16 protein-coding genes and 2 pseudogenes are annotated in these 20,305 nt (G+C 71.2%); 8 read left to right on the forward strand and 10 right to left on the reverse strand.

All coding sequences use genetic code 11. The features are described 5' to 3' along the window. The first annotated feature begins 195 nt into the window (after nt 1-195). Nucleotides 196-348, forward strand: coding sequence for a hypothetical protein (locus ABZ880_RS53450; protein WP_361279054.1), 153 nt, complete (start codon nt 196-198; stop codon nt 346-348). Beyond that, nucleotides 345-533: a hypothetical protein gene (locus ABZ880_RS53455; protein ID WP_361279056.1), complete on the forward strand. Its 189-nt coding sequence runs from the start codon at nt 345-347 to the stop codon at nt 531-533. Before ABZ880_RS53450 ends, ABZ880_RS53455 begins: the two co-directional genes overlap by 4 nt. 403 nt (nt 534-936) lie before the next feature. Here ABZ880_RS53455 and ABZ880_RS53460 read toward each other — a convergent pair whose 3' ends face one another. The 3 genes from ABZ880_RS53460 to ABZ880_RS53470 form a co-directional block, all read right to left on the reverse strand. Next, nucleotides 937-1,218, reverse strand: a complete 282-nt coding sequence (locus tag ABZ880_RS53460) for a hypothetical protein (RefSeq protein WP_361279086.1) — start codon at nt 1,216-1,218, stop codon at nt 937-939. A 421-nt stretch (nt 1,219-1,639) separates the two neighbouring features. Further along, entirely contained in the window at nt 1,640-2,680 is a 1,041-nt protein-coding gene (locus ABZ880_RS53465; protein WP_361279059.1) for a replication-relaxation family protein, read from the reverse strand. 581 nt (nt 2,681-3,261) lie between these two features. Beyond that, nucleotides 3,262-3,450, reverse strand: a complete 189-nt coding sequence (locus tag ABZ880_RS53470; RefSeq protein ID WP_361279082.1) for a DUF2399 domain-containing protein — start codon at nt 3,448-3,450, stop codon at nt 3,262-3,264. 307 nt (nt 3,451-3,757) lie between these two features. Between ABZ880_RS53470 and ABZ880_RS53475 the strand changes: the two are divergent. Continuing rightward, nucleotides 3,758-4,326: pseudogene (locus tag ABZ880_RS53475) on the forward strand (GntR family transcriptional regulator). An 87-nt stretch (nt 4,327-4,413) separates the two neighbouring features. Here the strand turns inward: ABZ880_RS53475 and ABZ880_RS53480 are convergent. Continuing rightward, the gene (locus tag ABZ880_RS53480; protein WP_361279061.1) at nt 4,414-4,932 is read right to left on the reverse strand and encodes a hypothetical protein; all 519 of its coding nucleotides are present in this window, start codon (nt 4,930-4,932) and stop codon (nt 4,414-4,416) included. Nucleotides 4,933-5,488: 556 nt separating this feature from the next. Beyond that, a pseudogene (locus tag ABZ880_RS53485) lies at nt 5,489-5,581 on the reverse strand (sortase-dependent protein); the annotation flags it as partial. Nucleotides 5,582-6,142: 561 nt separating this feature from the next. On the opposite strand from ABZ880_RS53485, the gene ABZ880_RS53490 reads away from it, so the two are divergent. Next, the gene (locus tag ABZ880_RS53490) at nt 6,143-6,685 is read left to right on the forward strand and encodes a hypothetical protein (protein ID WP_361279064.1); all 543 of its coding nucleotides are present in this window, start codon (nt 6,143-6,145) and stop codon (nt 6,683-6,685) included. Between the two features lie 158 nt (nt 6,686-6,843). Here ABZ880_RS53490 and ABZ880_RS53495 read toward each other — a convergent pair whose 3' ends face one another. From ABZ880_RS53495 to ABZ880_RS53515, 5 genes are all read right to left on the reverse strand, one after another. Then, the gene (locus ABZ880_RS53495; RefSeq protein WP_361279066.1) at nt 6,844-8,016 is read right to left on the reverse strand and encodes a serine hydrolase domain-containing protein; all 1,173 of its coding nucleotides are present in this window, start codon (nt 8,014-8,016) and stop codon (nt 6,844-6,846) included. A gap of 463 nt (nt 8,017-8,479) precedes the next feature. Further along, complete coding sequence (locus tag ABZ880_RS53500; protein WP_361279069.1) at nt 8,480-9,742, reverse strand: TIGR02679 family protein; 1,263 nt, start codon at nt 9,740-9,742, stop codon at nt 8,480-8,482. 85 nt (nt 9,743-9,827) lie between these two features. Continuing rightward, the gene (locus ABZ880_RS53505) at nt 9,828-14,000 is read right to left on the reverse strand and encodes a TIGR02680 family protein (RefSeq protein WP_361279071.1); all 4,173 of its coding nucleotides are present in this window, start codon (nt 13,998-14,000) and stop codon (nt 9,828-9,830) included. 5 nt (nt 14,001-14,005) lie between these two features. Continuing rightward, nucleotides 14,006-15,235: a TIGR02678 family protein gene (locus ABZ880_RS53510; protein WP_361279073.1), complete on the reverse strand. Its 1,230-nt coding sequence runs from the start codon at nt 15,233-15,235 to the stop codon at nt 14,006-14,008. Further along, nucleotides 15,232-16,827, reverse strand: coding sequence for a TIGR02677 family protein (locus tag ABZ880_RS53515; RefSeq protein WP_361279076.1), 1,596 nt, complete (start codon nt 16,825-16,827; stop codon nt 15,232-15,234). The genes ABZ880_RS53510 and ABZ880_RS53515 overlap by 4 nt, the downstream gene beginning before the upstream one ends. 645 nt (nt 16,828-17,472) lie before the next feature. Here ABZ880_RS53515 and ABZ880_RS53520 point away from each other — a divergent pair. From ABZ880_RS53520 to ABZ880_RS53535, 4 genes are all read left to right on the forward strand, one after another. After that, nucleotides 17,473-17,676, forward strand: coding sequence for a cold-shock protein (locus ABZ880_RS53520; protein ID WP_004986771.1), 204 nt, complete (start codon nt 17,473-17,475; stop codon nt 17,674-17,676). 180 nt (nt 17,677-17,856) lie between these two features. Then, on the forward strand, nt 17,857-19,335 hold the full coding sequence (locus ABZ880_RS53525) for a DEAD/DEAH box helicase (protein ID WP_361279078.1): 1,479 nt from the start codon (nt 17,857-17,859) through the stop codon (nt 19,333-19,335). A 131-nt stretch (nt 19,336-19,466) separates the two neighbouring features. Continuing rightward, nucleotides 19,467-19,787, forward strand: coding sequence for a CBS domain-containing protein (locus ABZ880_RS53530; RefSeq protein WP_361279084.1), 321 nt, complete (start codon nt 19,467-19,469; stop codon nt 19,785-19,787). Nucleotides 19,788-19,848: 61 nt separating this feature from the next. Then, a complete protein-coding gene (locus ABZ880_RS53535; RefSeq protein ID WP_361279080.1) occupies nt 19,849-20,169 on the forward strand; it encodes an SCO5918 family protein in 321 nt (106 codons plus the stop codon). Nucleotides 20,170-20,305 lie beyond the last annotated feature (136 nt).

Consider the following 20,305-nt stretch of genomic DNA (forward strand, 5'->3'; position numbering starts at 1 on the left):
GCCCGTGAACACCAACGCCTCTACCCCGACCCCGACCAGCACAAGTACAGCCTCACGGCTTGATCCTGACCGTCACTTCAGAGGATCCGCACCCATCCCGGATTCCTGCGCTATTACGTCCTCGTGCCGCCCGGTACGGAACAGGCGTGGGTCCGGAGAGACTCGGAGTGCCTGAGCCGCGGCACCTACCTGGGCGTGCCCCGAACCGACAGCACCGAACTGGATGAGCGCACGATGTCCTCGTACTGGCTGGTGCCCATGGACCGGCCGGGGCAGCTGTGCAAGACGGCCAATGTGCTGGAAGCCGTGCTCCTCGCGCGGGTCCTGACCGGTGAGGATCAAGAATGATCACGCGGACGGTGGAGGCACCGCCCTCGTCCGTTGAGTGCACGTTGGCGCAGCGGTCCGGCTATGGCGACCTGCACGACCAATGTCACCAGACCAATGACGTCCCGCTGCCGTACTCCGCCGACGTGCTGCTGCAACGCCGCTGCTACTGCCCCTGCCACGGACACGGCGAGTCCAGCCGTTGAACGCTCGCCCCCGCGAAGGGGCCCATGGCGACCGCCAGGTGAGGGTCGCGTCCCGGAACGCCCTCCCGTCGCAGATCGCATGCTGCGGCGGGAGGGTGCCCCAACCGCTCGCGCTCACCTCACCTATCCCGAGCAACAGCGCGCTGGGTGACCTACCAGATGTCCAGGAATTCCCAGACAGCTTCCATGATTCGGTTCCTGCGGCGGTGTGCCTTGCTGCAGTAACGCCGCCTTCGCCAGCGGTTTTCTGGCTGCTGCACCGGCTTGCCGCACCACTCGCACTGCAGCGTCTTGACCTCAGTTTTCCCCATGCCACCCCCGTAGCACTGCCGCGCGAGGTCCGGCCGCTCATCTCCTACAGCGACGGCCGGACTTCGCCCTGCCTCCCAATTGGAAGGAACCTTCAGTGAAGCACCCCGGCGACGAGAATGAACTCTTCCGCCGCCTCGAAGTCGACATGGCGCCCGACTCCGGCGGCGAGGTGGTCGACCTCGACAAGGTGCGGTCGGCCCGCAATCATTCGGCCGACCCGACCGGCCGACCCGAACAGCGGCCGGTCGGTTACCGAGTCGAGTGACGCGACCGCCCGCCGCTGGTCGACCTTCCGACCGCCAAGGCGGCCGAGCAGCACCGCTTCGTCGAACACAGCCTCCAGAGGCAGAGCGCAGTTGTCGTAAGAGATCACGAGACCGAGTCGAGCGGCGAACGCTGAGCCCTGCTTCCTGCCGAAGCGGATTCCTGGCGCACACGCATTCGGACACGGGTGGTTGCGCAGCGCGGCGCGCGTGGCTACGCAATCCAACTGCGCAGGCGTGCGCGATGGAACGCAGGCACCGTCCGCGAGGCCGACCGCGCAGAGCCCTGGCTGGTCAGCTCACCGGGTGCGCATCGTGCGCCAACGATGCGCACCAGGCTACGCACTTGCTGACATGGCGGGTGCGCGCGGAGGGGTGGTTGGCCCCTTGGTCGGGGCGACCACGAGCCCAACCACTGCAATCGAAGCGGGCGACTGCGCATGCTCGATTCGTCCGCGTATACCGACTGCGCAGCCGTCCACGCGCGCACTGCGCATCCCCCCGGCTCGGTGTGCCGTTGGTTGCGCATCGCTATGGTCGGCCCCATGGTCGGGGGGTCGGGGCTTTGGGTGGCCACATGGTCGGGGTGGCGGGGGTGTGGTCGGCCCCGTGGTCGGGCTCTGCGCAGCCGCCGCACGGTGGTTGGTGGGTGGCAGCGGCTGCGCGGGCCGTCTCCTCATGCGGCGACCAGCTCCAGGCGACCGCACGGTCGGGGTCTTGGACGGGGCGCCACACGGGCTGAGAGGGGCCGTGGGTGCGCAGGTCTGCCAGCGCCGCGGCCAGGACGGGGACGGTCCGCAGAAAGAGCATCGGTGCGGGTTTTGTGGCGGTCGCGTGTAGGGCGCGGATGCGGGTGGTGACGCCGGCGGGGCCGGTGTCATCCAGGACGAACAACAGGCGGGGGAAGAGCGGGTAGTGCCGCCGCCATGCCTCCCGCGGCGGCTCCTGACCGAACGCCGGGCGACGCTGACCTGGGGAGGTGGGCGCGTAGTCGTGGAGGCGGGCGTAGGCAGTGAGTTTCGCGGCCAGGCGTTCCGGACCCATGGTGGCCCGGTCGACCTCGACGAACGCCCGCAGCAGCGACCAGTCCCCGTCCTCAGGGCCGCTCCGGTAGTACATGAGGGCGTCGGGGATGACAGCCTCGCCGCTGCCGAGGGGGTGGTAGACCTCGGGTATCCAGTCCAGCGGTCGGCACAGCTCGCCGCGTCGGCGCGCATCCTCAAGGAATGCGAGCGCAGTCTCCGTCACGGTCAGCGTGTGTCCCACCCGCAGTCGCGCGGCAGTTGGATCGGACACCGTCTTCGGCGGCTTCCGCCCGCGCAACTCGGGCCATTCCGACGCGATTTGCACACCGTAGGAGGTGGGAAACCACACCCGCAGCCGTCCGGCGCGGGGGAGGGTGATGCGGTCGATGAGCCCTTCGTCCCGCAGTTTGGCCAGCCGCCGCCGCGTTTGCTCCCTGCGGACGTCCGGGGCGATCACCCGGTGCATCTGTTCGGTGGTGGCCATCCGGTACTGCGTCAGCACAGCCAGCGCCAGCCGGTCGCCACCGCCCGCGTCTACGTCGGTCATCGTCGATCCGCCTCTCCCGTACGGGCGGCGCCGTCCTGCCCGGCGCCGCGCATACCGGCCACAGCAGCAGCCGACCCCGACCACGCGTGCGACCGTGCAGGCCCGACCACGGTCACGATGCGACAACACCGCCTGCGACCAGGCCGACATCCCCACCGACAGCTGTCCGTGCGCTGCCGCGCCCACCGCGGTATATCTGCAGGTCACCAAGGACTTCTCGGCTTGGTCGCCAGCCCGACATCCCCCTCTGCACACCCCTGCGCTCGCCCCTGAAAAGAAGAAGGTGAAGGGGACGGCGGGCGAAACGGGCGGGTGCGTGCCGTCGGGGGATCGGGGCCGCCGGTCGCCCATGTTGCGCGTCGGCGGCCGCCTCCGCGCTCACGCGCCGCAAGAACGCGGCGCACGCCAACAGCGTCACCACGGCGCGGGGAGCCAAGCAGGGATGAAGGGGACCGTCGACGAGAATGGTTGCGGCGTTCGCGCGTGACGTTCAACATCCACCCGCGCGACCACTCACGGCGCGAGGTCGGCGAGCAGGATGTCCAGGATGGCCTCTTCCTCTGTGCGCACCCCCAGTTCGGTCAGGGCCGGCGGCAGGGCGGGATCCAGTGTGGCGGTGGCTGCAGGGGCGCGGCCAAGACCGCCGCGGCGGCGACTGCCGTGCGGTAGTCGGCCGCCGTGTAGCACCAGAGCCGCCGGGGCACCCGGCCCAGCAGGGCGTCGGCGATACGCAAACCGCCCCAGTCGAAGTCGCCGTGGTAGCGGAGCATGGCTCCCACGGCGTGCAAGTGTCGTAGCAAGGTGACGGCGGCGGCCGAGGGCTAGCCTGGAGGCAGATCAGGGGTGGGCAGACGGCGCCGTGGGTGTCGGCCGCGGTGGCCAAGGCGGTCGGGACCTGGGTGTTGTTTGCGATCGTTCTGTTGATCGTTGACCAAGGGCACAATGTAAACGGTTGAACCTGCTGGTTCGCGCAGGGCCTCGGGGCACCAGGGGGGAACTCGTGCCGTTCTTCATACCAGTCATTCTCATTGGTGTTGGTGCGGCAACCGGCGGTAGCGGCGCCGCCGAGGGCGTCGCATCGAGGACGGCACGTACCCGTCCGGCACCCGCGTTCCCAGTGAGAATCAGCTGGTGCAGGCTTTCGGGATGTCCCGTCCGACCGTCGTTCGGGCGCTGGAGCTGCTGAAGCGGGATGGCCGGCTGGAGTCCAGGCAAGGGCTCGGCACCATCGTCCGTGAGCGCCCAGAAGCCGTCGCGAAAAGGACCAGCGGGGTCGTGAGGCCCTGGAGCGCGACGAGTCGCAAGCCTCGGGGCGTCTGGCGGACGTCGGTGAAGTGTCCGTTCCTCCCCGGATCGCCTCGGTGCTCGGCCTGCCGAAGCGGGCGAAGGTGCTCGTGCGCCGTTTCTTGGTCGAAGAGGACGGCGAAGCGGTCGAGTTGGCCTCGTCGTACTTCCCTGCCGGTCTGGTCGAGGGCCCTCGGCTTCCCAACCGCGGTGAGGCAGAGCTTCTAGGCATACCTGACGGCTGCCCCGTCCTCAGTGTTCTCATCATCGCCTGTGATGCTTCCGGGCAGGCTCTGCAAGTCTCTGACGTGCTACTTCCTGGTGATCGGCAAGAGCCGGAAGACACTTATCGCTTGAGCTGAGCATGTCGGAACTCCTGCCTGCTGCCCGTCAGGGGCGTGACGGGCAGCAGCATTCGGGGAGGAGACGGCACTGAGGCGTCAGTGCGTTCAGCCGACTCCGGGTGATTCCTCCTGTGCCGGTGCGCCGCGCCCGACTGTCAGCGACCAGCGCACCACGGACGGCGCCGCGACGGAGACGACTCCGCTCCGATCCACGCCCGACACGGCCACCTGGTTGTAGGTGGTGCTGACCTCGTCGGCCAGGCATTTCAGCGGGAAGGAGACGTGCACGGACTGCACCGCCACATTGATAGTGCCCTTCCCCTGACAGCGCACCGCGACGATGAGCGCATCGCCCTTCTTGCCCTGGCTGAACTCGATGCTGGCGTTCCCCGTGGTGGCCTTCTGGCGGCCGGCCAGTGTCTCGTCGGGGTCCAACTCGGGCGGCTCCTGGACCGGGGGCTGCGTGCTGCTGGGAGTGGCGGTGACAGTCGCCGGGTCTGACTCGGCGGAGCTGATGGCTGATGTGGGCTGCTGGGCGTCGGAGTGGTCCGACGTGCAGGCAGCGACCGGGAAGAGCACAGCGGTACACGCGATGCTCAGCCCAGCGAGGGTGCGGCGCGACATGTCACTTCTCCCAGATCGCCCAGCCGATGCGGTGCGGCGTGTAGATAGTGACGTCGTGCTTGCTGCCCTTGCCGCAGTTGACGTACACGTACTGACTGTAACCGTAGCTTTTCAGGCGGTAGACGCCATAGCGGGCGTACGTTGTCTTGTGTGGCGGCGTGTCCACGGTGAAGCTGTTGCCCATCTTCGCAGTGAGCGATGCGGACACGGACACGCCGAACTTGCCCTGGATCTCAACGACAGCCGCGCTGCCCTTCACCTGCAGCTCGCCCGTGAAGGCGATGCCGACGGTGCCCGTCACCTCCGAGGTGAACGTGGACTTGGCGGTGCGCGAGGTGCCGTTCCAGTTGGCCTGCTCGGCGCCTACGCCCTTGTGGTAGTCCTTGGCCTTTTTCGTGGCGTGGTAGTACCAGCCCTGTTCGCAGCCGCGGGCGTCGGGCGAGTTGCCCGTGTGGTTGACTGCGTCGGATGGCGCGGAGGCCTCGGTCTCGGAGGCGCCCTCGGTGAGGTCCGTTTCCTCCGGCTGGTCGGGCGGGGCCGTCGCGATGGTCTCGGTCGGCGACGGAGTCGGGTCGTCCGCCAGAGCAGGACCGGCGCCGGCCAGAACGGCCAGGGCGACGGTAGGGGCGAGCAAGGCCCGTCTGGGCATGCGCATGAAAAGGTCTCCTTGGTCAGGGGAGGGAGTGGCGCAGTCGGATCAGCTGCCTCATCCGCGGCTGACGAGATCATGTCAGCGCATCCGAGTGGCCTGCCAGCTCTCGGCGGGTTTCCTGAGCAAGACGAGAGGTTCGTCTGTGCAGCGGTGAATCCGGGCATTGGAACCTGCGCAGCATGCCTTGCGAGTCTGCGCAGCCCAATTGCGTTGATCCGCGTGAAGGTACGCAGACACCGTCCGCAACCCTGACCGCGCAGTCCTTTGGCCAGTCGTCCAGCCGGTGCGCGCAACGCCACCCAACAGCTGCGTACTTGATGAGGTGTTGGATGCCGAACCGGCGACCTTCCGCCTTTCAGGCCGTGTCCCCCGGCTCGGGGGCTGGCCTTGCGGCACGTGGGCGATCTCGGCAGGTCGGAGTTGGGCGCTGCTGTTGGCGTGCGAGGCAACCGCGAACAGAGTCATGGCGCCCTGCGCCTGCCATGGGACAGGATGCGCATGAGCACCAGTCAATGAGAGCACTACGGGGTGGAGATGGCACAGGAGGCTTCTGAGAACGTGGCCGATTCCACCATGCCGACAGTCCAGGAGGCACGCGAGGCATGGGCCGCGGAGGCCTACTCGATCCTGATAGGCGTAGCGAACACGTACCACGCTGTGATCACCTACAAGGAGTTGGCCGAGGAAATCCAGAGCAGGACAGGCATCCGGACCAAGGTTCTATTGCACAACTGGATTGGTCCGGTCTTGGGCCGGGTGGTGCGTGAAGCGCATCGCCGCGGCGACCCGCCGGTGACAGCTCTCGTGGTGCACACGGACGACGGGAAGGTGGGCAGCGGCTACAAGGAAGTTCTGGCGGTCGCTGGGGAGCCGCCGGTGGATGATGAACTGGAGCGTGAGCACCACGCTGCCGAGGCCCGGCTTGCTTGCTACCGCCACTTTGGCGCGAGCCTGCCGCCCGGCGGAGGCGCGCCGGCACTCGCCCCGAGGCTGCAAGCCACTGTCGACCGGCGCCGTCAGAGCGTTGAAAAGCCCCCTCAGATCTGTCAGCGCTGCTTCGTCCAACTGCCCTCGACGGGCGTTTGTGACTCTTGTGGGTAACAGGCATCAGAACGTGACAGCTGATCCATTGTCGCGTGCTGAGCCCAGCCCATTGGGTGGGACGCGACCATGAGCTCGCTCGACCCCACGGCAGGGAGCTGGGGCGGCTGCACAGGTTCCTTTATGGCTGGCATGGCTGACCGCGCAGCGTTCAACACCTACGCCAGCGACCTGCGCACCGCATCGACCAGCGAGGCCGCTCGCACATCCTCGGCTCCTTCGACGATGTTGTTCATGGCGTAGCTGAAAGCGATGCCGTGCTCGGGGTCGGCGAAGGCGAGTGAGCCGCCTCGGCCCATGTGGCCGAAGGCGTTCGGCCCCGTCATCGGGAGGGCCTCGGTGGGGAGCATGTATCCGGAGCTGAAGCGGCTGGGGAGCAGTATCACCTGGTCTTTTCCGATGGCCTGTTGCTTGGTCGCCGACTCCAGGGTTTCCGGGGTGAGCAGGCGCACGCCGTCCACCTCGCCGATCAGGGCGGCGTACATGCGCGCCAGTCCGCGAGCGGTGCCGATACCGTTGGAGGCGGGGAGTTCCGCGGCCTGCACTTCTGGGGAGTTGAAGTCGATCTCGGCGGGGTCGGTGACCGCGAAGGCCCTGTTGCTGAAGGAGTTCGGGTCGCCCATGGCGGCGATCAGTTCGCGGAACTCCTCGGGAATCGACTCGACCGGCACGGTGGTCAGGTCGATCTCCGATTGCTGGTACACCATGCGGCTGACCCGGTGGCGTTCCGATGCCGGCAACCCGATGAAGAAGTCGAGGCCGAGGGGGTCGGCGATCTCGTCGGCGAAGAAGCGGCCCGGCGTGCGGCCGGACACTCGGCGGATCACCTCGCCGACCAGCCAGCCCCAGGTCCGACCGTGGTACCCGTGCGCCGTGCCCGGCTCCCAAAGGGGGCGCTGCGCGGCCAGCGCGGCCACCATGGGGTGCCAGGCCAACGCATCGTCCAGCGGGACCGGTTGGTCCAGCGCGATCAAGCCCGCCTGGTGCGACAACAGCCAGCGCACCGGGATGTCCGCCTTGCCGTTCGCGGCGAACTCCGGCCAATACGTCGCCACCGGCGCGTCCAGATCCAACTCGCCTCGCTGGACGAGCAGATGAGCCGCGGTCGTGGTCGCACCCTTGGTGGCCGAGTAGACCAGTTGCAGCGTGTCCCGTGTCCACGGACGACCGGTCTCCGGATCGGCGACTCCACCCCACAGGTCCACCACCGGTCGGCCGTGTTGATACACGCACACCGCTGCGCCGATGTCTCCGCGCTGGGAGAAGTTCGCCTCGAACGCATCACGGACCGGCTCGAACCCTGCCTCGACCTCACCGTCGATCATCGTCATGCCGTCCATCCTGGCACCGACGAAGGCGGGCCGGCTCACGGATTTCGCGACCGTGGGCCGCCAGGCTGCGACAGGCAACGTCCCATGAACTCGGGCGCGGAACTCGTCCACGGCGGGGCGGACTTGCCCCGTTCGAGGACCGCTGAGAGCTCCTTCAAGCGGCCCGGACCTCGTACGGAACTGACACGGCCCGCTGGGGGCGCGGCATCGTAGTTCGCCGTGTAGCCGTCTGTGGTTGAACCAGCCGACCTGCAGCCCGACCACGCCTGATGGGCGGGCGGGACATGCACGCACGTGGCCGCCTCCGTGCTCGTGCGCCGCAAGAACCCGACACACACCAGCAGCAAGATCCCCAGGGCAAGAGCGTCGGATTCTTCATCGTGACCAGGACGGCTGTGCTGTGGATGCCGCGTGCTGTTTGAAGCAGCCCCGGTTGCCGTCCACATCTGCCTGCGCCACGGACTCAGTGCACGAGGTCGGCGAGAAGAGTGTCCAGGACGGTCTCTTCCTCGATGCGCACGCCGAGTTCAGCCAGGGCGGCGGCCAGGTCGGGGTCCCATGCAGCGGTGGCTGGCGTGCCGGTCAAAGGCGGCGCCAGGGGCGTAGAGGCCGCCGCGGCGCGGTAGTCGGCCGCCGTGTAGCGCCAGGGCTGCCAGGGCACGCGGCGCAGCAAGGCCTCGGCGATGCGCAGACCACCCCAGTCGAAGTCCCCGTGGTAGCGGAGCGTGGAGCCATGGGCGTGGAGGTGGCGCAGCAGGGTGAGGGCGGCGGCCGAGGGCTGGCCCTGGAGACAGACCAGAGGCGGGCAGGCAGCGCCGTGGGTGTCGGCCGCGGTGGCCAGGACGGTCGGGTTCTCGCACACGTACACGACCGTGGGTGCCCTACCCGGCAAGTTGCGGGTGAGCTGGCGCAGCGTCAGGACGGCTGGTTCGCCCTCGTCCGTTAGCCAGTCCAGGGCGGGGGTGCCGCGCAGGCCCAGGGTGAGGACGGTGGAGGAGAGGGCGTCCCTGAGGAGGCCGGCCGAGGCCCAGGCCTCGCGGCGCCATTCGGCCCCGTTGCCGTCCGGGAAGCCGGTCAGGGCGCGCACGCCGGACAGGACGAGGGTGGCGAGTGGGGTGCCGTCGTCGAGGGCGTGGGCGTCGCCGAGCGCTGCCGCGGCAAAAGCGGGCAATGAAACAGCGGGGTCGGCAGGCAGCTCGTGCAAGGCTGTGACGGCATCAGTGAGCAGGACCTTCGCCGCCTGCGGAGTGCGCGCGAGGCGGCGTACGAGGCCGTCCTTGCGCAACTGATCGGCCCACTCGGCCAGTTCGGGCCGCAGCCTGCTGAGCGTGGCCAGTGGGGCGTACGCCTCCTGCCAGGCATTCGCCTCCTGCTCGCGTACGTCGGCGAGGCGCGCGACCGGGCCGGTCAGGGCCGTGATGGCCGGGGCGAGGCCCTCGGGGCTGATGCCGGAGCGGCGCAGTACGGCGTCCACCGCGTCCAGGCGCACGCTGAGGGAGCGTCCGGCGCGTGGGGCGCGACCCAGTAGGCGTTCGGCGGCGGCGCGTTCGGTGGTGGTCGGGTCGGCCAGCGTGACCGGGCCGGTGAGGGGCTCGTCGCGTTCCATGCGGCGCCGGACGCGCTCGACCAGCCAGGCGAGACCGGGGTCGCCGAGCAGGCGGCCGAGGCGGTCGAGGTCGATGCGCGGCGGCCCGGCTTCTGCGGGGGTGCGTGGCTGCCCGGTCATAGTGGGGCGGCCAGGCATAGTGAGCAGCTGTCCAGGCATGCTGGGCTGTCCGCGCATGCCGGGGTCTTAAGGGGCAGCGGGCTACTCATGACCACAGCCCGTCCTGTCCCGCATCGGTGTCCTCGGCGGGCCCGGGTGCCGTCGCGCCGACCGCGGCAGCCGGGGACGGCGCCTGGGCGGGAAGGGTCGCCAGCTGGTGGTCCGGTTCCGTGCCCCGTACGCGCTCGCTCCCGTCCCACTCCCACCGCGTCACCAACACCGCCGCAATCTCGTCGACCCGCGAGAGCTGGGCAATGGAGATGCCCGGAACCTGCGGGTAGCAGGCCCATTCGCGTTCGCTGGTCATCACCACGTCCAGGTCGAAGGCGTGCAGCAGGCCCAGGCACTTGGCGCGCGAGTCGTCGTCCACGCCTGCGAACGCCTCGTCCAGGGTGACCAGGCGCGGGGCGTCGGGGGCGGCGGTGGCGTAGTGGGAGGAGGCGGCGGCGAACAGGGGCACGGACACGGCCAGGACGCGTTCGCCGCCGGAGGCGGGGCCGGTGGCCGGGACCCAGGTGCCGTGCTGGTGGCGTTCGATGCCGAACTCGTGCCAGGAGCGGTAGTCCAGCGCCGCGGTGAGCACCTCCAGCCAGCTGCCCGCCGCGTCGTCGGACTGGCGGCGGGCGATCTCGGCCTGCAGGAACTCCCCGACCGCCGTGCGGTCCTCGGGTGCCCAGGCGTCGGCGGACTGGCGCAGGCGTTCGCGGGCCTGGGCCAGTCCGGTGGGCGCCTTGCGGGAGGGGCGCCAGACCAGGCGCAGTTTCATGCCGGTGGAGGTGGGGCGTTCCTGGAGTTCGGCGTTCATCGCCCGTACTTGTCGTTCGGCGGCGGCGATCAGTTCCTGCAGGGTGCCGGCGACCTCGGTGAGCAGGTGGGTTTCGAGGATCTCGCGTTCGTGCGCGGACAGGATGCGCGCCAGCTCGGCCGTCTCGGTGGTGAGGGCCGCGGCCAGTTCGGGTACGGTCCGCCGGCGGCCCTGGTAGACGATGTCGACGACCATGCCGTCCTCGACCATGCGGGCGGTGGCGGTGTGGCCGCCGCGGGAGAGGGCGTCCTGGAGTTTCTTGTACTCCTCGCTGAGCCGTTTCTGTACGCGTTCCCAGGCGCCGTCGGAGTCGTCGGTGCCGGACGGGCCCGAGAGCTGCGCCTCGATGGCGCGGGCGAGCGCGACGGCCGGGGTGGCCGCCCACGGTCCCTCGTCCAGCGGGGGCAGGGCCACCTCGGGCAGGGCCACGCTCAGCAGGCCGGTGGCCGCGAACCGCTGGAGCGCGGCGATCGCCTCGGCGCGGGAGGCCGCCGCCTCGCGTACGTCCTTTTCCAACTGCTCGATGCGGCCCTCCGCATGGCCCACGCGCCGGCCGGCGGCCGCCTGCTCCTCGCGAAAGCGGCGCTGGTCGCGGTCGCAGGACGCCAGGGCCTCGGCGGTGGCGGCCAGGCGCCGTTCCAGTTCCGCGACGGCGGCGCCGACGGTGGAGCGCAGGGTGGTGTGGCGTTCGTCGGCTGCGGCCGCCAGGCGGGCCGACTCCTCGGCGCGCAGGGCCAGTTCGGCCACCCGGGTGTCGGCCTGTTCGGCTTCCGCGCGCTCGTCGGCCACCGTGCGCATGGCGTCGGTGCGCTCGCGCAGTGCGGGCCACAGGGCGGCCAGGACGGCGGTGTAGTCGCCCAGCGCCTGGCGGACGGCCATGAGGCCAGCCCGGTCGGAGGGCAGGCGCACGGCGGTGGCCGTGTCGGTCAGTTCGGTGGCGGCCTCGGCCTCCTGCCGGGCCGCCTCGGCCAGTTCGGCGGAGCGTTCGTCCTGGCGGGCGCGGGCCCGGTGGGCGGCGTCCGCGGCGGCCGCGGCCAGTGCGTGCGCGTGGCGCAGGGCGGCGTCGTCGGGGACGGCGGCCAGTTCGGCGTCCAGGGTGCGCCGGCGCCGGGCCACCGTGGCCCGCTCGGCCTCCAGCCGCGCCACCTCGCCCGCCAGGCTGTCGAGTTCGTCGTGCAGGACGGCGATCCGGGCCCGGCGCGCCTCCTCGCGGGCGCCCTCACCCACGTACGCGGCGGCTTCCTTCGACCAGCTGCCGGTCAGCACCCCCACACGAAAGCGGCCGTCCGCCGCCACCCACGTGCCGCCGCAGTCGCCGGACTCGCCGGAACCCAGTCCCACCGCCGCCAGCAGGCGGCCCACCGCCTGCTCGCCCACCGCCACGGCCCGCTCGTCACCATGGTCCACGGCCGGGCGCAGCACCTCGGCGAGCACCGGTCCGGTCAGCGGGGCGCCCGGCGACAGCAGGACGTCGTGTCCGTCGGCGGCCACGGCGCTGCCGTCCGGGTACACCCAGGCGTCCAGCAGCCCGGAGGCCTCCAACGCCGCCTCCAGGCCCGCGCGTTCACCGGCACCGACATGGTCGTGGAAGTCGACCAGACGCCACAGCGGCGCTCCGGGCGCCTGCTCGCGCACGCCGGGAGTTCGCGTGTGGGGCGTGGTGGGGCCGCGCTGGCCGCCCGCCTCCAGATCGGTCAACTCCCGCTCGGTCTCGGCGCGCCGGGCGGTCACATCGCTCAGCCGCTGACCGAGGGCGGCCGTCTGGTCGGCCAGCTGCGCGGCGCGGGCGCGGTGGGCGTCGGCGGTGTGCACGCGCGCGGGGGAGGGGCCCTGCAGGTGCGTGACCCAGTCCTGCAAGCCGTCCAGCAGGCCCACCGGGTCCTGGGGCCGCAACTCCTCACACATATTGAGGTGTTCGCGTAGGGCGGCGACCAGTTCCGCTCCCGCCCCGGTGGCGGTGGCCTCCGCCCGGGCCTGCCGTTCGGCGGTGTGTCCGGCCTCGGTCTGGGCCTCGTCCAGGCGGCGGGCGGCGGCGCGCCGCTCGGCGGCGGCCTCCTCGGCGCGCACCGCCAGCTCCTCCACGTGGTCGAGGGTGCGCCGCCTGCGGGCCACCGACTCCTCGGCCGCGCGGCGCAGTTCGGCCTCCGGCGCGCCCTCGGTGCGCAGCTCGCCGTCGAGACGGGCGGCCTCGGCCGCCTCCCGCTCACGCGCGAGCGTGTCCGCGACCTGCTCCTCGGCTGCCGCAAGCCGCCGGCCCGCACTCTCCAGGCGGCCCAGGACGCGGGTGTGCGCCTGGGCGGCCTGGTCCCGGTCCGCCTCGGCGCGGGCCACCTCCGCTGCCGTCCGGCGGGCGTCGGCCGCCGCCTGCTCCAACTCCCGTGCGCTGTGCATCTCCGGGCCCTCGCGCAGCGCGGCCTCCTGCGCCTGCAGCCGTGCGGCACTCTCTTCCAGTTCCGCGAGCCGTTCGGCGATCCGCTCCCGCTCCTCCTCGGCCTGCGAGCGTTCGCTCTGCGCCTGCGCGAGGTCGCGGCCCAACTGCTCGTAGCGGGCGTGCTCGTGGCGGGGCAGCCGGGCGCGGCGGCGGGTGGCGACCCGGGTGTAACGGCGATAGTGGTCCAAGAAGGCGGAGGCGGCCCGCTCGGCCTCGGCGGCCGCCCGCAACTCCTCCTTCTCCTCGTCCAACGACCGGAACGCCTCGGCCACATCGGCGATGACCGCCTGGTCCATGGGCGGCAGCGCCTCGGTCAGCGCCCGTGAGAGCGCCGTCTCGTTGGGCCGTTTCGACAGCTGCGGCTGGCGCAGCTGGATGAGCAGGTCCACCAGGGCCGCATACCGCCGCTCACCCAGCCCGAACAGCGCTTCGTCGACCGCCCTGCGATAGGCGGTGGCGGTGTCGTACACCATGCCGCGCCCGGCGACCGCCTCCGCGAGCCGGTCCCGCGACAGGGCCGTGCCGGTGGCATCGAGCAGGCTGAGCTCGGCTCCGATGCGCTGATCGGTGACGGCGTACCAGTGGCGGGCGATGCCGCGGCCCGCCACCGCCTTCAGCCCGCAGATCAGAGTGAGGAAGCGGTCCTGTCCAGTGGCATCGTCTTGACCGTCCCGGCGGCCGAACTCGATCCAGGTGTAGCCCAGCCGCTCGGGGTGCGGGTGCTGCCCGCCCAGCAGCAGGTTCCACTCCATGCGCTTGCCCGGGTCGGCGTCGGGCTCCACGCGCCGCGCCGACAGGTCGCCGTCCAGGAGGAAGGGCAGGGTCAGGGCGAGAACCTTGGACTTGCCGGTGCCGTTGTTGCCGCGCAGCAGCAGCCGCCCGTCGCGGAACCAGAACTCCTCGGCGTCGTAGTAGAAGAGGTCCACCAGGCCGACGCGCAGCGGCCGCCACCGGCCGGGCGCGGGGGTGGGCAGGGCGGTCACGGCCATCACGCCTTTCGCTGAGAGCTGCGGGGGTGGGGGAGGCCCGGTTCCCGTACGACCATCTCGCCGACGGCGTACCGGGCCAGCGCCGGCAGCGGGGCGACGCCGCCCGGTACGGCGGTGACCAGGCCCAGCGCGGTCAGCTTGACCAGCGCCTGATCGACCCACTCGCCCTCCGCGCCCGGCTGTTTGGCGCTCTTGGACCAGAACCCGCCGTGTTCGACGGCCAGTTCACGCACCCTGCGCTCCAATTCCTCGCGGCCGACCGCGCCGCCCGCGTCGGCGAGGTGCTCGGCGAGCAGCAGGGTGACGTGTCCGTGGGTGCCCTGCTCGGGCATCCGTACATCGGTCAGGTCGTCCAGGGAGTCGACCATGGCGACGCCCTCGGCCCGCACCTCCGCGACCAGGCCGGTCAGTTCGGTGATCCGGGCGGTGATGAAGGCGCGCTGGCGGGTGAGGTAGCCGAGCTCCTCGTCACTCAGCCCGTCGTAGTAGAGCACCGGGTCGTCCAGCAGGCGCCGGGTCAGCCGCTGGCGGATGGCGCGGAAGCGCAGTTCGTCGCTGTCCAGGGCGCTCTCGGCGGTGAGCTCGGCCAGCCGGTCCTCGAATCCGCCGACGGTGATCATCGACGGGCCGCGGCGGGCGGCGAGCAGTCCGGCCAGGACGCGGCGCTGCACGTCGTAGAGCACATCGCCCGCCCCGCTGACGTAGGCCTCCTCGTCCCCGGCCACCCGGCGCAGCACCCCGTAGCGCATGAGCAGGCGTACCACCGCCGCCAGATCCAGCCGCTCCTCGCGCCGCTCCAGCGTGAACTCGATCCCGGCGGCGGCCAGATGGGGATCGGCGGCGTCCAGGACCACCTGCTCGGCGAGCCGGCCGAGTGCGATCTGCGCCTCGCCGCGCTCCAGCGCGGCCAGCGCCAGGCACAGCAGCACATAGCGGCGGCGGGTGAAGGGTGCCCGGGCGCGGGAGGCCTCGCGGGCCGGATGGGTGGCATCGGCCAGGGTGCCGGGCGTGCGGCCAAGGCGGGCCGCCTCCGCGTCCACCCGCAGCGGCCAGCCGGTGTTGCGCTCGAACCAGTCGCGCAGCTCGCCGGCGTGCTGGCGCACCAGCCGGAACTCCTCGGCGTGCGGGCCGTGCGCGAGCAGCAGGGGCTCCTTGAGCAGGGCGCGGGCGGCCTTGTGGAACTCGGCGGCGCGCCGGCTGTCCAGCACCTCGCTCAGGGGCGTGGTCATCGCTCCCCTCCCATGGTCGTGCCGTCGGCGTGCACCTGTCCGCTCCGGGTGAGATCGGTGATCTCGACCAGGTGGTCGGGGCCGCGGAAGGTGCCGCCGGGGGTGCGGATCGAGGCCGTCGTCCCGTCCGCCAGGGCGGTCAGCCGGATCTCCATGGTGCCGTCGTTGCTGGTCGCCACGGTGGCCGTCATGCCGGGCCGCCAGGTGGCCAGGGCGTCGCCGAGCAGCTGCAGGAACAGGCCGAAGGCGAGCGGGTCCAGCTCGCCCAGCGCGGACAGCCGCGTGGTGCCGTCCGTCGCCAGGCGGGCGCGGGCGGCCGCGATCTCCTGCGCCTGCTTCGCGGCGATCTCGGCCAGGCGCCTGCGCTGTGCGGAGCGGTCCTGCACCCGGCGGGTCCTGCCGCGCCGCTCGTAGCTGCCGGTGCGGCGCAGCTGAGGGCTGATGCGCAGCGGCTCGGCCTCGGCCCACGGGGTGGCGGCGGCCACCGGGTGGGCGGCGCGCCGCTCGAGGGTGTCGGCGTCGACGGTGAGGTGACGTGCCGGATACAGCCCGAACGCGGCCCGCCACAGCCGGTGCCGCGCCGCGTCGTCGGGGGCCTCGGCGAACCAGCGGGCCAGGGTGCGGAAATCCGCCGAGCGGTCCGAGCGCCCGGCCCGCCGCTCGTTCAACTGCCGCACCACCGCCAGCAGTTGCGGGATCGCCCCGAGAGCGCGCCCGCGCAGCAGACGGGCCTGCGACTCCCGTCCGTCCGCCGACACGAACCAGGCGGCCAGCCCCGACCACCTGCCCGCCCACCGCTCGTAGGCCCGCGCCTCGGCGCTGTCGGCCTCGTCCGGCGCGGCATCGGCCGCCTCCCGGGCCGCCGCCAGCCGCAGCAGCACACCGACCCGCCCCTGCTCCTCCAACTCCCCGATGAGCAGGGCGATCCGCCCACCCAGGGTGATCAAGTCCTGGATGAACCGCTCCAGATACTGGATCAGGCGGTCCTTGTAGGCGAGGAACACCTCGACCTCCACATCGTGCAGGTCGATGGTGCGCTGCAGGGAGCCCATGAACGCCCGCGCGTTCTCCGCCAGCGCCTCGAACCGGCTCGTCAGCGCGGACAGCGCCAGATGCGCCTTGGCCGCGTCCGGCTCGCCCTCCTCCTGCCCGGCCGCGATCACCAACAGGGCCCGCAGCTGGGTGACGATGTCGTGCAGGGCCACCGCCTGCAGCGCACCACGCCGCCCCAGCGCCTCGTCATACGCCGACAGCGCCAGCTCGGCGGCCTCGCCGGCCTGTGTGAGCTGGTAGATGAAGCGCTTGCGGTAGAAGTCCTCGACCGCGGTGACCCGGGACGTGTCCGGATCCGCCCGCAGATTGCCCCACTCGACCAAGCTGTCCAGCGCCTTGACCACCGCGTCCAGCTCGGCGGGCCGGTGCTGCGGCGCCAGCGCCGCGAACACGTCCTCGGGCCGCAGATGAACCGCGAAGCGCTCCTTGGCGGCCAGGAACGCGCCCATCACCCGGCGGTACAGGGCGGCGTTGGGCACGGTGAGGTGAGCGAAGGGGGCATACCCGGTTCGTGCCGGTCCGGTGGGCGTCGACGTCATCGTTGGGCATTCTCGCCGACGGACCCCCCGATGCGGCAACCGTGGCCTGAGCTTCACCCATCCAACGGGGACTCACGGAGAACGGTGGTGACCAAGCCACGGATCCGCCCAGGCTGGAACACGGCCCCGCAGCAGGTCAGAACGGTAATCGACCTTAAAGAACCCACACCACTCCCCGTGGCCCCGCAACCTCCGGGACCCACCGGACCAACGGTCCTGATCACCGTCGACGGGGCTTCGCACGAGACGCCCGCCACCGCCTTCACGGCGGATGTGACCTTGGTTGCACTACGGGAACCTCGGGCGCGTTCGCCGTTGTGCCATCCGCCGGCGACGGCGGCAGCGGCACATGTCCCGTCGAGGGAGGTCAGAGGGCTGTGGGCGAAACGCACGGCAGGAAAGCCGCGCCCGCGGAGAGCAATATCTGTGCCCGTGAAACGAGAATTAGGTGCGGGGTACGGCGAGTATTCCTCGACCGCCTGGCGGAGCGGAATTGTCCACCGCGCACGGCTGATCGCACCGTGCTACTGTCGAAATCAGTTGCAGGTGTGGTTGCCAGAAGGTTTTTCCGACGGCAGATCATCACGGCGACACGGAATGCGCACAGGGCGTATTCCCGTACACCGCCTCCGAAGGAGAAACAACATGGCTACTGGCACTGTGAAGTGGTTCAACGCGGAAAAGGGCTTCGGCTTCATCGAGCAGGACGGCGGCGGCGCCGACGTCTTCGCCCACTACTCGAACATCGCCGCCCAGGGCTTCCGCGAGCTGCTGGAAGGCCAGAAGGTGTCGTTCGACATCGCGCAGGGCCAGAAGGGCCCGACGGCCGAGAACATCGTTCCCGCCTGACGCACCGGCACTGACGCATACTTCGCAGCTGGGGCCCGCACCTTGGGGTGCGGGCCCCAGCTCGCTTCATTTCCAGGGTGATTCGCCCCTGTCATTTTCGGCCCGTTCTCGCGATTCTCTGCGCCGCTCATTCTGCTGCGGAAATTCCTTGATACGCGCCCGTATCGAGGAAGGTCCCGCATGAACCGCACACGCACCACTCGCGCACGCGCTCATCGCACATACGACGGCTCCGGCGTTCCGCGCCGCTCCAACGGTCACGGAAACCGACAGCCGGCGCGAGGCGAGTTCGCCCTGCCGAAGACGGTCACGCCCGCGTTGCCCGCTGTCGAGTTGTTCGCCGATCTCGCCATGCCGGCTCCGTTGCTGGCCACGCTCGGCCAAGAAGGCGTGACGGTACCGTTCCCGATCCAGGCGGCGACCCTGCCCAACTCCCTGGCCGGCCGTGACGTACTCGGTCGCGGCCGCACCGGGTCGGGCAAGACCCTCGCCTTCGGCCTCGCCGTACTGGCCCGTACGGCGGGCCGGCGCGCCGAGCCGCGTCGGCCGCTGGCCCTGATTCTCGTCCCCACCCGTGAGCTGGCCCAGCAGGTCACCGACGCGCTCGCTCCCTATGCCCGCTCCGTGAGCCTGAGGCTCGCCACCGTCGTCGGCGGAATGTCCATCGGCAGGCAGGCCGGTGCGCTGCGGGCCGGCGCGGAGGTGGTCGTCGCGACGCCCGGTCGCCTCAAGGACCTCATCGACCGGGGCGACTGCCGACTCGCCGACGTCGACGTCACGGTGCTCGACGAGGCCGACCAGATGACCGACATGGGCTTCATGCCCCAGGTCACCGCCCTGCTCGACCAAGTGCGCCCCGAGGGCCAGCGGATGTTGTTCTCGGCCACCCTGGACCGCAACGTCGATCTGCTGGTCCGCCGCTATCTGACCGACCCGGTGGTGCACTCTGTCGATCCGTCGGCCGGCGCCGTCACCACGATGGAGCACCACGTACTCCACGTGCGCGACGCGGACAAGCACCGCACGACCACCGAGATCGCGGCCCGGGACGGCCGGGTCATCATGTTCCTGGACACCAAGCACGCCGTGGACCGGCTGACCAAGCACCTGCTGAACAGCGGTGTCCACGCCGCCGCCCTGCACGGCGGCCGGTCCCAGCCGCAGCGCACCCGGACCCTGGCGCAGTTCAAGGACGGTCACGTCACCGTCCTGGTGGCCACCAACGTCGCGGCCCGCGGCATCCACGTCGACGACCTCGACCTGGTCGTCAACGTGGATCCGCCCAGCGACCACAAGGACTACCTGCACCGCGGCGGCCGTACGGCCCGCGCCGGGGAGTCCGGCAGCGTCGTCACCCTGGTGACCCCCGGCCAACGCCGCGGCATGACCCGGCTGATGGCCTCGGCCGGCATCAGCCCGCGCATCACCCCGGTCCGCTCGGGCGAGGCGGAGCTGAGCCGCATCACGGGCGCCCAGGCGCCCTCCGGGGTTCCTGTGGTCATGACCGCGCCTGTCGTGGAACGTACCCGCCGCGCGTCATCGCCGTCCTGGAACCGCCGGAGCCGGACCGGCCAGAGCCGGACCGGCCAGGGCCGACCCGTCGGCGCGAAGATGCGCCGACGGGCACAGCGGCGGCCCGGGAACGACTCGGCTGCCTAGGCCGGCGCAGCACCCAAAGCCCCTCCGGTCTCTCGGGATACGCAGTGGCCTCCGGGGCCGCAAGGGGCCACCAAGCCGACCATCCCTCACCGAAGGAGACACCCTTGACACCAGCGCGAACGCAGTACGGCATGCCGCACCCCGCCCCCGTGACCGCGGTCGAGGACATCGAAGGGCACGGGCCTCGGGTATGTGACGACATGACCGTCGAGGTGGCTCTGGCCGTCATGGCGAGTGCCCGGGTCGAGCACCTGACCGTGTGCGACGGGGACGACCGGAGCACAGCTCTGATCACCCTGGTCCGGCTCGCCGTTCTCCGCGACAGTTCCATGTACACGGACCGGATCCGTCTGCGGGACGTCCTCGCCGGATCGCTGCCCTCGCCCGGCGGCCGCTCGGGCGGCGTCGGTGAGAACGGGCGGGTTCCGGGCGTACCCGTTCTCTCGTGCTGATCCGTCTCGCCCAGGGCGGCCCGTCCTCCTTCTCCCCTCGACTTCTCCCCTGTGAGGCATCATGCGCTGTGTCATCGCCCGGTACCCGTTCGACCTGACCAAAGCCGGGGTGCTGGCCTCGATGAAGGGCGTCAGGCCCGAGCTCGTCACGGGGGCGTCCGTGACCATCGGCCGCCGCCGCTACCCCGTCAAGCAGGTGGGCCAGGTCATCACGCGACAGGACCCGCGTGACTTCACCGCCCGCGAAGTCAGCCGGGCCATGACGCGGCTCGGCTTCACCTGCCACGACCACCCCGAGGGCGCGCCCGTGGGCGAGGGCGGACCCGCTCTCCTCCAAACCGCGTCCGCACTGCTCGGCGGCGCCGGCCCCGTGGCCGTGTGACGACGGGCGGGAGACCGCCCTCAGGATCCCGGTGGGGGGGCGGGGCGCCCGCCGGGGGGGGGGGGCCCACCCCAGGGGGGGGGGCGGCGGGGACGGGGGCGGCGCGCGGCAGGGGGGGGTGGTGGGGGGAGAGGTG

Origin of the sequence: Streptomyces sp. NPDC047043 (genome assembly GCF_040644055.1) — a bacterium.
Lineage (GTDB): Bacteria > Actinomycetota > Actinomycetes > Streptomycetales > Streptomycetaceae > Streptomyces.